This is a genomic window from Nonomuraea sp. NPDC050790 (genome assembly GCF_044456745.1).
GTDB lineage: Bacteria > Actinomycetota > Actinomycetes > Streptosporangiales > Streptosporangiaceae > Nonomuraea.
Genome location: NZ_JBITGF010000002.1, coordinates 928,681 through 942,199, shown reverse-complemented (window position 1 = coordinate 942,199; position 13,519 = coordinate 928,681). Strand labels below are relative to the sequence as shown.

The 13,519-nt window shown below is 69.5% G+C and carries 13 protein-coding genes; 7 read left to right on the top strand and 6 right to left on the bottom strand.

The features are described 5' to 3' along the window. Complete coding sequence (locus tag ACIBEJ_RS12785) at positions 1-1,407, top strand: LCP family protein (RefSeq protein ID WP_397182822.1); 1,407 nt, start codon at positions 1-3, stop codon at positions 1,405-1,407. Between the two features lie 77 nt (positions 1,408-1,484). On the opposite strand, the gene ACIBEJ_RS12780 is transcribed toward ACIBEJ_RS12785, so the two are convergent. The 3 genes from ACIBEJ_RS12780 to ACIBEJ_RS12770 are packed head-to-tail and all read right to left on the bottom strand — an operon-like array spanning position 1,485 to position 4,360. Beyond that, a complete protein-coding gene (locus ACIBEJ_RS12780) occupies positions 1,485-3,392 on the bottom strand; it encodes a methyltransferase domain-containing protein (protein WP_397182821.1) in 1,908 nt (635 codons plus the stop codon). Between the two features lie 3 nt (positions 3,393-3,395). After that, complete coding sequence (locus ACIBEJ_RS12775) at positions 3,396-3,851, bottom strand: GNAT family N-acetyltransferase (protein ID WP_397182820.1); 456 nt, start codon at positions 3,849-3,851, stop codon at positions 3,396-3,398. Beyond that, the gene (locus ACIBEJ_RS12770) at positions 3,848-4,360 is read right to left on the bottom strand and encodes a hypothetical protein (protein WP_397182819.1); all 513 of its coding nucleotides are present in this window, start codon (positions 4,358-4,360) and stop codon (positions 3,848-3,850) included. The genes ACIBEJ_RS12775 and ACIBEJ_RS12770 overlap by 4 nt, the downstream gene beginning before the upstream one ends. 100 nt (positions 4,361-4,460) lie before the next feature. On the opposite strand from ACIBEJ_RS12770, the gene ACIBEJ_RS12765 reads away from it, so the two are divergent. Both ACIBEJ_RS12765 and ACIBEJ_RS12760 read left to right on the top strand, forming a co-directional pair. Continuing rightward, positions 4,461-4,916, top strand: coding sequence for a hypothetical protein (locus ACIBEJ_RS12765; RefSeq protein WP_397182818.1), 456 nt, complete (start codon positions 4,461-4,463; stop codon positions 4,914-4,916). A 58-nt stretch (positions 4,917-4,974) separates the two neighbouring features. After that, on the top strand, positions 4,975-6,930 hold the full coding sequence (locus tag ACIBEJ_RS12760; RefSeq protein WP_397182817.1) for a serine/threonine-protein kinase: 1,956 nt from the start codon (positions 4,975-4,977) through the stop codon (positions 6,928-6,930). Between the two features lie 72 nt (positions 6,931-7,002). Here ACIBEJ_RS12760 and ACIBEJ_RS12755 read toward each other — a convergent pair whose 3' ends face one another. Further along, positions 7,003-7,749, bottom strand: a complete 747-nt coding sequence (locus tag ACIBEJ_RS12755; protein WP_397182816.1) for an SAM-dependent methyltransferase — start codon at positions 7,747-7,749, stop codon at positions 7,003-7,005. Positions 7,750-7,987: 238 nt separating this feature from the next. Here ACIBEJ_RS12755 and ACIBEJ_RS12750 point away from each other — a divergent pair, with 238 nt between their 5' ends. From ACIBEJ_RS12750 to ACIBEJ_RS12735, 4 genes are all read left to right on the top strand, one after another. Then, positions 7,988-8,479, top strand: a complete 492-nt coding sequence (locus ACIBEJ_RS12750; protein ID WP_397182815.1) for an SRPBCC family protein — start codon at positions 7,988-7,990, stop codon at positions 8,477-8,479. A 517-nt stretch (positions 8,480-8,996) separates the two neighbouring features. Further along, positions 8,997-9,509, top strand: a complete 513-nt coding sequence (locus tag ACIBEJ_RS12745) for a DUF6879 family protein (RefSeq protein WP_397182814.1) — start codon at positions 8,997-8,999, stop codon at positions 9,507-9,509. 11 nt (positions 9,510-9,520) lie between these two features. Beyond that, positions 9,521-10,369, top strand: a complete 849-nt coding sequence (locus ACIBEJ_RS12740; protein ID WP_397182813.1) for a helix-turn-helix domain-containing protein — start codon at positions 9,521-9,523, stop codon at positions 10,367-10,369. 59 nt (positions 10,370-10,428) lie between these two features. Continuing rightward, a complete protein-coding gene (locus ACIBEJ_RS12735; RefSeq protein ID WP_397182812.1) occupies positions 10,429-10,755 on the top strand; it encodes a hypothetical protein in 327 nt (108 codons plus the stop codon). 348 nt (positions 10,756-11,103) lie between these two features. On the opposite strand, the gene ACIBEJ_RS12730 is transcribed toward ACIBEJ_RS12735, so the two are convergent. Together ACIBEJ_RS12730 and ACIBEJ_RS12725 are read right to left on the bottom strand one after the other, a co-directional pair. Beyond that, positions 11,104-12,108 carry an enolase C-terminal domain-like protein gene (locus ACIBEJ_RS12730; protein ID WP_397182811.1) on the bottom strand — a complete coding sequence of 335 codons (1,005 nt, stop codon included), beginning with the start codon at positions 12,106-12,108 and terminating at the stop codon, positions 11,104-11,106. A gap of 11 nt (positions 12,109-12,119) precedes the next feature. Next, positions 12,120-13,499: an MFS transporter gene (locus tag ACIBEJ_RS12725; RefSeq protein ID WP_397182810.1), complete on the bottom strand. Its 1,380-nt coding sequence runs from the start codon at positions 13,497-13,499 to the stop codon at positions 12,120-12,122. Between the last annotated feature and the right edge of the window lie 20 nt (positions 13,500-13,519).

Genomic DNA, 13,519 nt, shown 5'->3' with positions numbered 1-13,519 from the left:
GTGAGCACCGGCGCGGTCCTGGGATGGACCCTGTTGTCGGCGCTCGTGCCAGGGGCGGGCCATCTACGGGCCGGCTGGCGCAGAACCGGACTGGCATTGCTCGGCTGCTACGCGGCCGGGCTCCTCGCCGTGCTCCTCGTCGTCCTGACCGCCGACGGCGACCTGTTCGGAGCCGCCGTCAACTGGCTGCAGACGATCGCGGTCGGCGCGCTGCTGCTCGGGCTGGCCTGGTTCGCGCTGATCGTGCACACGTTCATCGTCCTCAATCCCGGACGGCTGCCGCAGAACGCCCAGATCCTCACGGGCACCCTCGCCGGCCTGCTCGCCGTGGCGGTCATCGCGCCCTTCGCCCTCGCCGCGCAGACCGTCTTCACCGCCCACAGCGCGATCGACAACATCTTCGCCCCCGACGAGAACCCCATGGCCGATCGGCCCCAACAGCAGGGCCGGCCCGCCGACCCTTGGGCGGGGCGCCAGCGCGTCAACATCCTGCTGCTCGGCGGCGACGCCGACACCCACAGGACCGGCGTGCGCACCGACAGCATGAACCTGGCCAGCATCGACGTCGCCTCGGGCAACACCGTGCTGATGAGCCTGCCGCGCAACCTGGAGAACGTGCGCTTCCGTCCCGGCACGCCGATGGCCGAGCGCTTCCCGAACGGCTTCCGCCTCCCCGCCGACCCGGGCGGCGGCCGCAGCGACCTGCTCAACAGCGTCTGGGAGTACGCGGACGCGCACCCGGAGATCTTCGGCGGCCGCACCCACCAGGGCGCCAAGGTCCTCATGGAGACCATCGGCCACACCCTCGGGGTCAAGGTCGACTGGTACGCCCTGGTCAACATGTGGGGCTTCGCCAAGCTGATCGACGCCATCGGCGGCGTGACGCTCACGGTGGAGCGGGACGTCGTGTTCGGCAAGTACAACGAGGGCCTGGTCAAGGCCGGCACGCGCAAGCTGAACGGCGGCGACGCCATGTGGTACGCCCGCTCGCGCACCTACTCCGACGACTACACCCGGATGCGCCGCCAGCGCTGCGTGATCGCCGCCCTGCTCGACCAGGCCGATCCGGCCACCGTTCTGACCCGGTTCAACAAGATCGCGCTGGCCACCAAGGAACTCATCAGGACCGACATCCCCCGCAACATGCTCGCCCATCTGGTGCCGCTGGCCCTGAAGGTCAAGAACGCGAAGGTGTCCAGCATCCAGTTCGTGCCGCCGCTGATCAGCACCGGCTATCCCGACTGGGACAAGATCCGCCAGATCTCCACCAAGGCCATCCGCGACTCGGTGACGCGCCGGCCCGCCGTCGCGAGCGCCACGCCGACGGGCTCCAGCACGCCCAAACCACGCAAGACCGCCTCACTCGACCCGACCAAGAGCCTCGGCGACGGCTGCGGCGTCCTCTGACCGTTTGTACAGGCGCTTCTGACCTTCGGTACGGACGCTCAGCTCTTGGTACGGGCGCTCAGCTCTTGGTACGGCGTTCAGCCGCGGCGGAAGGCGGCTCGCCAGCGGCGGCGTTCCCCGGTGCCGATCTCCTCGATCTCGGCGCCGGACCCGCCCTCGCCGAAGGCCGCCACCTCCGAGGGGGTCAGCGGCCACGGCGGCGCGTACACGGGCCCGCCCTCGTCCCTGGCCGTGGCGATGACCAGGAGGGTTCCGCCGGGCGCCACCAGGTCGCGCACGGCGGCGATCGCCGGGGCGTGCAGGTCCTCGGGCAGCGCCTGCACCGTCATGATCTCCACGACCAGGTCGAACGCCCCACGCCACTCCCCCGGCAGGTCGAACAGGTCGGCGGCCGAGTAGTCGACCGCCGACTCCGGGAAGCGCGCCTTGGCGCCCTTGATCGCCGACTCGGAGACGTCGAAGGCGGTCGTGACGTAGCCGAGCCCGGACACGTGCTCGGCGTCGTCGCCCAGCCCGCACCCGACCACCATGGCCCGCCGCCCGTCACCCGGCTCCCGCGCCCACTCGACCAGCAGCGGGTGCGGGCCGCCGGAGTCCCAGGGCACGATGGCCTCTCCTGAGGCGGACGCGGCGTAGAGCCTCTCGAACCAGCCGGTGGCGTCGCCTCCGGCCAGGGATTCGGCCGCCAGCCGCCGGGCGTCCTCGTCGGGGTCGCGCATGTGTCCTCCGTCGCGTGCGAGTCGCACGACGTCTATCAGGTGACCGTCCGGTCCTGCCAGCTCCCGCTGCCGGTACGGGTGCTTCGCGACGTATCCCCCCTGCCAGGCTTTCACCTGAAAAATCGGGACCAGGGCGCAGACGTCCCGGCTGGGGTGGGGACACGGCCACCTGGTGTGCCACCACTCAAGCTCCCCCGCCCGCCCCGCGCGAACCAGCGCGATAACGTCATCGTCCCCGGCCTCCCGGCCGAGCACCTGGCCAGCCGCCTCGATCACGTCCGAGCGCGCTTCGCCCCAGTAGGCGATCCACCGCTCCCGGGCGACGTCCGTGAGGCGAAAACCCCCGCCGGTCTTGGCATCGACTCCACGCAGCAGGCGGGTTACGAACCGCCGCGGCACCCCGGCCACGACGGGGTCGTCGGGGAACTCGGGGACGGACCCGTCGTTCCAGCCCAGCTCGTCCATGACCTTGCCCTCGACGACCGCCGGACGAGCGCGCATCCACGCCCAGACGCCAGGCGCGATCCGCTCGGCCAGCCGATCGTGCCGCAACTTCCAGACAAAGGCCTCATAGACATCGGCAGGCGCCCCGGGTGTCCGCGCCATGAGCCAGTCGAAGGCCCACTGCCCGACCAGGAACCGCCGCAGGACCGCCGCAACGGGCTCCCGCCCGGCAAGCTCGGCCGCCACCAGCCACTGGGCACGCCGGACCTGCCGGACCTCCTCGACGATCTCCGCCTGCCACGGCGTCGGCTTCAGGAGCTCGTCCTCGTACAGGTCCAGGAGCAGGTGCGTGCGGTAGGTGGCCTTCCTGAGCCGGATCAGCTCGACGATCAGCAAGGCGCGCAGCTCGTCCTCGGGCAACTGGAGCAGCAACGGCAGCCCGATCCGGATCCTGGGCTTGCCGTACCAGTTCCTCGCGACGCCGGTGCCCCCGAAGGCGCCGATCCGGATCTGCGGCGTCCGGCGAAACCCGGCCGTCCGCGCCGCGTCCCTCACCACGGCGGCCAGCCTCGGCTGCCTGCGCAGCGACAACCGGGGGTTCCGCCAGGTGAAGCTCCTGGTGTGCGCGGCCCATGCCGACAGTCCCGTCACCACGGCGAGCGGCCAGACGCCGAATCCGCCGATCCTCACCAAATACCAGCATCCGGCCGCCCCCACCCCGGCCACCGTCCAGGTGCGCCAGGGAAGGGCGAACAGCCAGTAGGGGATCAGCGCGGACGGCTGTACGCGAAGGACGATGCCGAGTAATCGCCAGTTGGCCACAGGTCAGACATCCAGGGTGTAGCGGCGCTTCTCCGTCGATCGGGCGCCCAGGCGATCATAGAAGCGAATGGCGCCCTCGTTCCAGATCGGCGTCTGCCACTGCACGTACGGCAGGCCCAGCTCCCGCGCCTGCCCTACCACCGCCGCCATGAGCAGTTGCCCGAGGCCGTGCCCCCGGCTGGCCTCGGTGAGGAACAGGCAGTCCATGTGCAGGTACTCCAAGCCGCCCCACGTGGACACCTCGGGCGCGCAGGTGGCATAACCGACCACCTCCCCGGACGGCGTCTCGGCCACCAGGCAGCGCAGCCGCGGGACCGCCGCGCCGAACAGCAACGCCGACAGCCGCTCGGCCAGGTCGGGCGGGGGCGGCGGGGCCTTCTCGTAGGCGGTGTGCTCGGCGGCCAGCTCGGCGACGCGGGGCAGGTCGGCGGGTACGGCCGGCCGTACCCGAGGATTCAACGGACCTCCCCGGAGATCACGTCGGCGCTCCACGCGGACACCCGCTCCTCGATCGGCCCGCCGCCGTCGAGCACGTGGCGGGTGAACGCCTCCCGCTCGTGGGCCAGGATCGCGGCCTCCCACACGCACGGCGCCAGCCCCGCCCGGCCGGGACGCAGCCCGGCGGGGTCGTCCGCGGGGCCGACGAACACCGCGAGGTCGGACATGTGGGCCTCGATCCAGGTGTGCAGGAGGACGTAGTCGCCGTCGCCGCCCGCGTGCAGGATCAGCACCGCCAGCCCCAGCGAACCGCGCGCGGACCCCAGCGCCAGGTGCCCGGCGGCGAGCTCCAGCCCGGCCTCCACCCCGGCGACGACACGGCCGGGCTTCTCCAGCGCGTACGCCTTCACCAGATGCCCATCGGCCTCGTGCGCGCCCAGCGGACGCACGAGCCGGGCGTGGTGCTCGCCGGACAGCGACAGCAGCGCGGCGGCGTCCACCGCTGCGGGCAGGGTCAACGTCTCAGTCATGAGCACATCATGCCGTCCCGCCCCGACAGTCCCGTCGTATCAGCCGCGGTGTCAGGACGGTGACGGTCCGGGATCAGGACGTTCGGCGAAGGTTGAGCACATGAACGGCACGGCGACCACCGCCGAGGCCACTACCGAAGGAGCACCGATCATGTCGATCACCCTCACCGACCAGGACAAGCTCACCCTCCGTCTCGCCGCCTGGGGCGCCGTCTCGCTGATGTCCGCGGCCGGCGCCGCCGGGTCGTCGCACAAGGCCGCCACCCACGGCTCCCTCGCTTTGACCTCCGCGACCGGCGAGGTCGGGCACGTGCTCACCAAGGCTCCCAAGGGGGTGAAGTACGGCAAGACCGTCGCCGAACTCGCCGACCAGGTCCTGCCCGCGCTGACCTCGGCCGTGAACCTGCTCAAGCAGCAGGATCCGGCCGAGGCCGACAACTTCCGCCGCACCGTCGCGGTCGCGATCGACGCCGCCACGCGCAGCCGTCCGGGCGAGCCCAGCCCGACGATGACCGAGATGGCCCGCAAGATCACCGAAGCCCTCGACGCCGCGTGACGTGGCTTGCGGCGGTTGCGCCTTCCTCTCCTGCCCGGCGGCTTGTACCGTTCGCCGTGTGAGGCCGGGAGAGGAAGACTTAACCTCCGAACCGCGCCCGCTGGCAGAAGGCGATCCGCCCTGGATCGCGGACTACCAGTTGTCCGGCGTGCTCGGGAGCGGCGGCCAGGGAGTGGTCTACCTGGGACGCACCTCGCAAGGACGGCCGGTGGCCGTCAAGACGCTCCACTCCGGCATGGCCGGCGACGACCTCGCCAGGGAGCGCTTCCTGCGCGAGAGCGAGTTCGCGCGCCGCGTGGCGGCGTTCTGCACCGCGCGCGTGCTGGACGCGGGGATCGCGGGCGGGCGACCGTACTTGGTAAGTGAGTATGTTCCCGGCCCGTCCCTGGAACTGCTCGTGTTCCGGTACGGCCCGCGCACCGGCGGCGGCCTGGACCGGCTGGCGATCACCACGCTGATGGCGCTGCAGGCGATCCACCGGGCCGGAGTCGTGCACCGCGACTTCAAACCCAGCAACGTGATCATGGGGCGGGAAGGGCCGGTGGTCATCGACTTCGGCATCGCCCGCGCCCTCGACCAGTCCGCTGCGGTCTCCGGTCTGGTCGGCACCCCCGCCTACATGGCGCCTGAGCTGCTGGACGGCGGCGCCGCAAGCGTGGCCTCCGACGTGTTCGCGTGGGCCGCCACCATGGTGTACGCCGCCACCGCCCGCCGCGCCTTCCCCGGCTCCAGCCCGGCGGCGATCCTCAACACGATCATGACCCGCGACCCCGACCTAACGGACGTCCCCGCCCACCTCGCCCCGGTGCTGGCCGCCTGCCTGTCCAAACGCCCCACCGACCGTCCCGCGATCGCCGACCTCCTGACCGCCCTGACCCACGAACGCCCCCTGACCACTCCCAGCCCGCCCGTGGTCCATCGCCCGCCCCTGGGCCGCCGGCGCCTGATGGCCGCCCTGGCCGCAGGGGTCGTCGTGGCCGTGATCCCGGCGGCATGGGGCTTCTTCTCCACCCGCGTCCCGTTCCTGTCCACCGGCATCCCGTTCGGCGCCCTGGCCCGCGAGCCCGTCGCGGGCCGCCAGAAGTGGATCCTTTCCGTGGCCCTGAGCCGTCTGAACGGCGAGCCGGTCGTGGTCACCGGCGGCTACGACGGCACCGTCACCGTCTCCGACCTGGCCACCGGCGCTCAGATCGGCCCGGTCCTGAAGGGCCACCAAGGCCCGATCTGGTCAGTGGCCACGGCCCTGCTGGCCAACACCCCCGTCGCGGTGTCCGGCGGCCTCGACGGCACCGTCCGCGTCTGGAACCTGGCGACCGGAGCCCCGATCCACGAACCGTTCACAGGGCACCGGGGTTCGGTGGAATCCGTCGCCACCGGACAACTGAACGGCCGCCCCATCGCCGTCTCCGGCAGCCAGGACGGCACCGTACGCCGATGGGACCTGACCACCGGCGCCCCCGTCGGCGCACCCATCACCGGCCATCCCACCTGGGTACTCGCCGTGGCGATCGCCGAGTCCGAGGGCCGCGCCGTCGTGGTGTCCGGCGGCTACGACGGCAGGATCCTCATCTCCGACCTCACCACCGGCTCCCCGGCGGCCCAACGCCTCCAGGCCCACGGCGGCCCGATCGAATCGATGACGATCGGCCGGCTCGGCGGCCGCCAGGTGGCCGTGTCCGGCGGCGGAGACGGCGACCACACCGTCCGCGTCTGGAGCCTCTCCACCGCCGCCCCGATCGGCCGGCCGTTCACCGGCCACCGGAGCTGGGCGCTGGGATTGGCAGCAGGCGAACTGGCCGACGGCCGCGCGGTGGTGGTGTCCGGCGGCTACCGCGACGAGACCGTACGGGTCTGGGACCTGTCCACCGGAACCCAGATCGGCCAGCCGTTCCTCGGCCACCGGGGCCTGATCGAGGCGGTGACGATCGGCGTCCTGGACGACCGCCCGGTGGCGGTGTCCGCAGGAGACGACGGCAAGGTACGCGTATGGAGCCTGGGCCCGCCCTATCCCTGATCACCCAGCGTGCGGAGAACTGGGGCCACCGAATCCACCACATCGTCAGGAGGCCGGTTCAGCGTCGTGCTCTCAGCGCCTCATCAGTGCGAAGACTCCCCAGCCGAGATACTCACGGGCGTACTTCACGTACCGGACAGGCCCGGTGGAGAGTTCGGCCCGCACGTCGGCGGCCAGCTCGTCATCGGGGTTCTGGTCGAGCCAGCGGCGGAGGTTGAGCCACTGCGCCGCCTGGTACCGGTCCCAGCTGTCCTGATCGGCCAGTACCATCTCCACGACGTCGTACCCGAGGTCGCCGAAGTGCCCGATCAGCTCCGGCAGCATCCGGAAGTCGCCTCTGCGGCTCGCGTGGCAGCCTTCGACGACGTCCTGGGTCGGCGGATCCTGACGCCAGTACGGCTCGCCGATCAACATCAGGCCGCCTGGGCGGAGGCTGCGGCCCAGCAGTTCCACGGTGCCGGCGACACCGCCACCGATCCAGGTCGCCCCGACACACGCGGCGAGATCGACCGGCTCGTCCGAGACGTAGCCCGAGGCGTCGCCGTGAACGAAGTCGACCCGGTGGGCGACCCCGAGTTCGGCGGCCCGAGCCCGGGCCTGCTCGGTGAACACCGTGCTGACGTCCACCCCCGTCCCCGTGACGTGGTGGTCCCGCGCCCAGGTGCACAACATCTCGCCCGATCCACTGGCGAGGTCGAGCGCCCGCGTACCGGGTGCCAGACGGAGCGCCTGGCCCAGCACGGCGAACTTGTCAGCCGTGAACGGGTTGTGAATGCGGTGGCTGCTTTCGCGAATGGTGAATACGCGTGGAAGATCCACAGGGTTCCTTAGTTCGATGAGGTCCTGACGTTCCCGGAGGGCAGCCGTCGCCGGCCACCACCGCTTGAACCATCATCAAATGCACCCCGCTTGGACGTGTCGGCCTTGGACTCGGGCCAACCTAGAACTCCCCGGAGCGACGTGTCCACCGATTTCCACCGCTGCTCACCGGACCCCTGAGTAGGGTTGGTGCTGCCATCGCGCACCCGTCCACTCGAGAAGCCTGGATCACTTCGCCATGAAGTACACCGTCTCGATCGAGATCGCCTTGCCGCGGGAGAAGGTAGTCCAGCTCCTGGCAGATCCGGCAGAGATGCCGAAGTGGCTACGGGGCTTGGTGCTGCACGAGCCGCTCACCGGAACGCACGGGCACGTCGGCACCACGTCGCGAGTCGTGATGCAGATGGGCAGGCAGCAGTTCGAGGGCACCGAGACCATCACCCGCCGCGAACCGGCGGACCTGCACGACATCCCGAAAGGCAGCGTCGTCCATTTCGACCGCGAGATCGTCGTCAAGGGCATGTGGAACGGCGTGCGCGACCGCCTGACCGAAGCCGGTCCACAGACGACGCTGTGGCAGAGCGAGAACGAGTACCGGTTCGACAGCCTGCTGATGCGGCTGATGGCACGCTTGATGCCCGGTACTTTCCGCAAGCAGTCGCTGCAGCACATGCAGGACTTCAAGGCATTCGCCGAACACGGACAAGACGTCCGCGACACGAAGACCTGATCAACGATCTTTCGAGCCGCCGGTCGACGCCCCACGTCGCGGGTGAGCCGCGCCAAGCGCGATTCCTGTGTCGTGATCCGCAGTTCGCGTCGGAGGTCCTCGCCAAAGGGAGAAAGCGGACCGTCAACGTCGAGGAAGAGCAGCGGGCGTTCAGTGGGGCCCTTGTTCGTGGTCATGTCGTTGACAGGGTGCTGATCGTGATGACCACAGTACCGTGCCAGGCCTTGACGCCCTGGTGTCCGCCGTTCAAGCTCGCCTGTGTGTGCAAGGTCGCACAAAGTCGGAGCAGTGGAGGCCGCCATGGCGCTACGGTGCATCGGTGTCGACGACACGAGCGAGCACGGGGGTTGCCCGTCGGTTTGGGTCGACGACCGCGATGGCAGCATCGTCATTCAAGGTGTCACAGTCACAGATCCACTCGAAATTGAGCAGGTTACGACTCGTAGCCCGCTCGCGCCCGGCGAAATGATCGTTAGACTTCCAGGGCATATGCGTGGCTATCTCGTGGAGGCATGCAGTGAGCACAACGCCGACTTTGGCTGACATGCTCGGCCAGTGCACAAGCACAGCACTGCACCTCGAAATGCGGGATGGATACGGCTATTCGAGCCCCGGATACCTGGCCTGGCGTGACAACATCGCGTTCGACCGCACGGAGTTCGACGCGCCGTGGGTGAAGCTGATCAAGGAGACCGTCGGGCGAGGCGTCGTGGTGCGCCGGGCACGCATCGTTTCCGAGCCCGCCAGCGCCTACATCCGTTACGAACATTCCGCGACGCCGTATGCCAACCTCGCAGGCGGTGAACTGGTCCGCTGGCTCCCCCGGCAGAAGGCTTCGGATCTCGCGTTGCCCGGCAATGACTTCTGGCTGTTCGATGATCGGCTCGTGCGTTTCGGCTTCCATTCCGGTGAGGGCGAAGCGACCGGGCATGAAGACCGCGATGACCCAGCGGTGGTGAAGCTGTGCCAAACAGCTTTCGAGGCCGTGTGGGAACGCGGCGTCGATCATCAGGACTACCGGGCCCTCTGAAATCACTGCACGTGCCTGTACCGTCGTCATCCAGCGCCCACGAGGCCAGGATCGCCATCGGCAAGCGTCTTCGCGAGATCCTGCGCGACTCCGGCCTGAAGGCCAGGGCGCTTGCCTACGAGGCCGGCTGGGACGAGTCGAAGTGCTCCCGGCTTGTCAATGGCCGTACGCTGCCGTCCGACGATGACATACGCACTTGGTGCCGAATCTGCGGGGCCGAGGATGAGATTCCCGATCTGATCGCGGCCAGTCGTGATGCCGACGGCATGTACATGGAGTGGCGGCGCTTGAAGCGCCGGGGGATGAAGGGTCTCCAAGAGACACGTGTATCGCTGTACGAACAGACCAGACTCTTTCGTTTCTACTGCTCCCAGTTCATGCCGTGGCCGCTGCAGACGCCCGGCTATATGCGGGCCGTGCTGACGGCCTTCGCCGACTTTCACGAAGCACCCCGAGACATCAATGAGGCGGTAGCGGCCCGAGCGGCCCGCAGCCGACTTCTTTATGAAGGGGATCATCGCTTTGCGATTGTCCTGGAGGAGTCGGTGCTTCATGACCGGATAGCCGACGACGATGTCATGGCCGGGCAACTCGGGCAACTCCTGGAGGGACTGTCGCTTCCTTCTGTCTCGCTCGGAATCATCCCTTCCAACGCTCGCCGCAAGCTGTGGACGATGGAGACCTTTTCGATCTACGACGACACGCGGGTGTTCGTCGAACTCCTCTCCGCAGGAGTGACGGTTACCCAACCTCGGGAGATCGTTCTCTACGTCAAGGGCTTCACTGAGCTGGCGGCCCACGCTGTGTACGGCAACAAGGCAAGGGCATTGATCACCTCGGCATTGCGCTCCTTAAGATGACGGCGCAAGTTCGTACAAGTTCATTGAGCCTGGCTCGCGGCCGTTCTTACCGTCGAAGCATGGATCGGACACAGAGCGTGGAGGTTCTCTCCGACCGCGTGGTCGAGCGGTACGAGGCTGAGTTGGCCGACGTACGAGACGTTCTTTCGTCTCTTGGCTTTGGTACGCGACGGGTGTCGCGGATCAGTCTGCGCCTGCGCAGCAATGGCATACGCGGCGGCGGGGAAGGCGTTGTCCGGCCGATGGCTCCAGGGTTGCTGGTGTATGGGCCGGATGGGGACATGGTCGCCGAGGTGACCGTGGGGGCTCAGTCCCGGTCATTTCTGGTGTCGCTGCCGTGCGGTGCCGGCTCGGTTCGTCCTGTCCCGTTGGACAAGCCAGAGTAGTGGCCAATTTGGTGCCGGTGCGGGTGGCGCCGTGAGGCACGGGCTACTCGTGGCTTCACGGTTCTGCGGAGGCAATGACTCAGCGCGGGGTCCTCAGGCACCCCAACCAGTTCGCACGCCTGTCCAGACCTGCGACCCAACCACGTGACCCCAAGGCAGCCCCCAAGAGGCCCAGGCGACCCAACCGGGCGCCCACCCGCGTGTCGGGTGGGCGGGAGGTGGGTGGCCAGCGCTCTGGTCAAGGGGTGGGCCTGGAACAGAGCGACCGAGCGGAGCGAGGACCTTCAGGGGTCGAGCTTCAGCTCGACTGGAGAAACGCGTGGAGCGCAGCGGAACGCCTTGCCTTTTTCAGGCGCTGAATCGGTCTTTGGCCAGGCGGTGTACTCGGGCCTCGTCGACCGTGTGGCCCAGTCCCGGCTGGGTGAACGGCACCGCGATCACCCCGGCGTTGGCCCCTACGATCGGGTCCACGATCTGGTTGTTGCGTGGGGGCTGAGTCACGTCGCAGGCCAGTGTGCAGCCCGGGAGGCTGGCCACCGCTACCGTCGCCGCCCTTGCCAGACCCGCGCCCTGGCCGCCCGTGCACTGGATGTCCCAGCCGGCCGCCGCCGCCCGGTCGTGTGTTCGGCGGACCTCGCTCAGTGACGGGAAGGCCGCTGGTCTCAGCAGCAGCACCCGGCCTGCTCTCAGCGTCACGTAGTCGTCCAGGTCGGCCGTGGTGGTGGCCTCGACGGCCACCGACGCCGACACCTGGTCCTGGAGAGTCGCGTGCAGGTAGGGGTCGGAGACGGCGAAGGGGCGTTCTATGACCTCCAGGCCGTAGGAGTCCAGGGCGATCAGCTGTTCGGGGGTCGTGTAGCTTCCCGCGCCGTCCACCGCCAGTGTCAGCGCCGGGTACGCCGCCCGGACCGCCCGGACGGGCTCCACGTCCCAGCCTGGCCTGATGTCGAGAGTGACGTGTCCGTAGCCTGCGCACACCTGCTGGTTCACGCGGGCTACGAGGCTTTCCAACGACGGGTCGGGCGTCAGCCGTACCGTCGCCACCAATGAGGTACGGCTGCCGCCCAGCGCGTGTGCCAGCGGCACGCCGCGCATCCTGGTCCAGAGGTCCCAGCAGGCCATGTCCACGGCCGGGTCGCCGCTGGGCGCGCTGTCGGGGTGTTCCCAGTCGACGCCGATGAGGCGGGCGCCGAGGGTCTCCTCCAGGCTGGTCCAGGTCTTGGCTTCGGGGGAGGTCGCCTCGCCCCAGCCGGTCATGCCACCGTGGTCGGTGAGCTTGACGAGCAGGGTCTCCTGGCGCCCGCCGTACGGCAGGACAAGCCTGAAGACCTCAAGCTCCCGCACTCGCGGCATGTACCCCCCTTTTATGACGCGGTCCCCTCCAGTGTGCCCGTCTTCGCGGACTGGGCAAAACGCGGGGCCAGGATGGCGCCGAGGAGTGCGAGGGCGAAGGTGAAGGCGAAGCCGACGACGTAGGTCTCGTGGGTGGCGGTGAACAGGGCGCCGGTGACCGCGACGGCGACCACGGTGAAGACGGACTCGCCGACGCCGACGGCGGCGGAGTTGTGGCCTTCCTCGCCCTGCTTGGACATCTCCAGCACCAGCACGGAGACGGTCGGGTGCAGGGCGCCGATGCCGAGTCCCGAGATCGCCATGGCGATGTACGCGACGGCGAGCGGGACCGCGTCCACGAGAACGAGGCTGACCAGGGCGATGCCCGCGGCGATCATGAGGGCGCCGCCGCGCAGGGCGGTCAGGTTGCCGATGGTGCCGCGGCCCTTGAACCAGGAGCCGGTGGACCAGCCGAGCGCGCCGACGGTCAGGACGATTCCGGCGCCGATCGGGGACAGGCCGCGCTCGTTCATGAGCATGAGCGGGATGAGCACCTGGGAGGCGGTGAGCGCGCCGAACGCCAGGCCGCGCAGGACCGGGGCGGTCGGCAGGCCGGGGGCGGCGCGCAGGGAACCCTTGAGCAGGAGCCTGGGCAGCGCGACGGCCAGGACGACGACTCCGGCGACGAGCAGGGGCAGACCGGCCAGGCCGAGGGCGCTGCCGTACTGGATGAGGGCGGCGGCGACGGCGGTCAGCGTGGCCCAGACGAGCTTGCGGCCGAGGCCGGGGGCGGGTTCGGCGGCGCCGGAGCGGACGTCGGAGCCCGCGGTGCCGCGCCACAGCAGCAGGGCGGCGGGCACGACGATCACGGCGACGCCGAGGAAGACCCAGCGCCAGTCGACCTGTTCGACGACGAGTCCGGCGATGGCCGGGCCGACCATGGAGGGGACCACCCAGGCGGCGGAGAACAGGGCGAACACCTTGGGGTGCATCGAACCCGGGTAGACCCGGGCGACCACCACGTACAACGAAACCTGGATCAGTCCGGCGCCGAGACCCTGGACGAAGCGTCCGGCGATGAAGATCTCCATCGTGGGGGCGAAACCGGCCAGCAGGAGACCGGCGACGAAGGTCACGACGCCGGTGCCCATGGGCTGGAGGGGGCCGCGCACGTCCGACCACCGGCCGCCGAGGACGGTGGCGATCACGCTGGCGGCCAGGGTCGCGCTGAAGGCCAGGTTGTACAGGTCCATGCCGCCGAGGTCGCGGGCGACCACGGGCATCGCGGTGGCCACGGCCATCGCCTCGAAGGCGACCAGCGTGACCAGCGCGACCAGTCCGAAGCTCAACGAGCGGAACTTCCGCGAGATCACGCTGACTGGGGCGGGTGGGGCTTCAGCAACAGTTGTCATGGCAGGCAACCTATGATCCC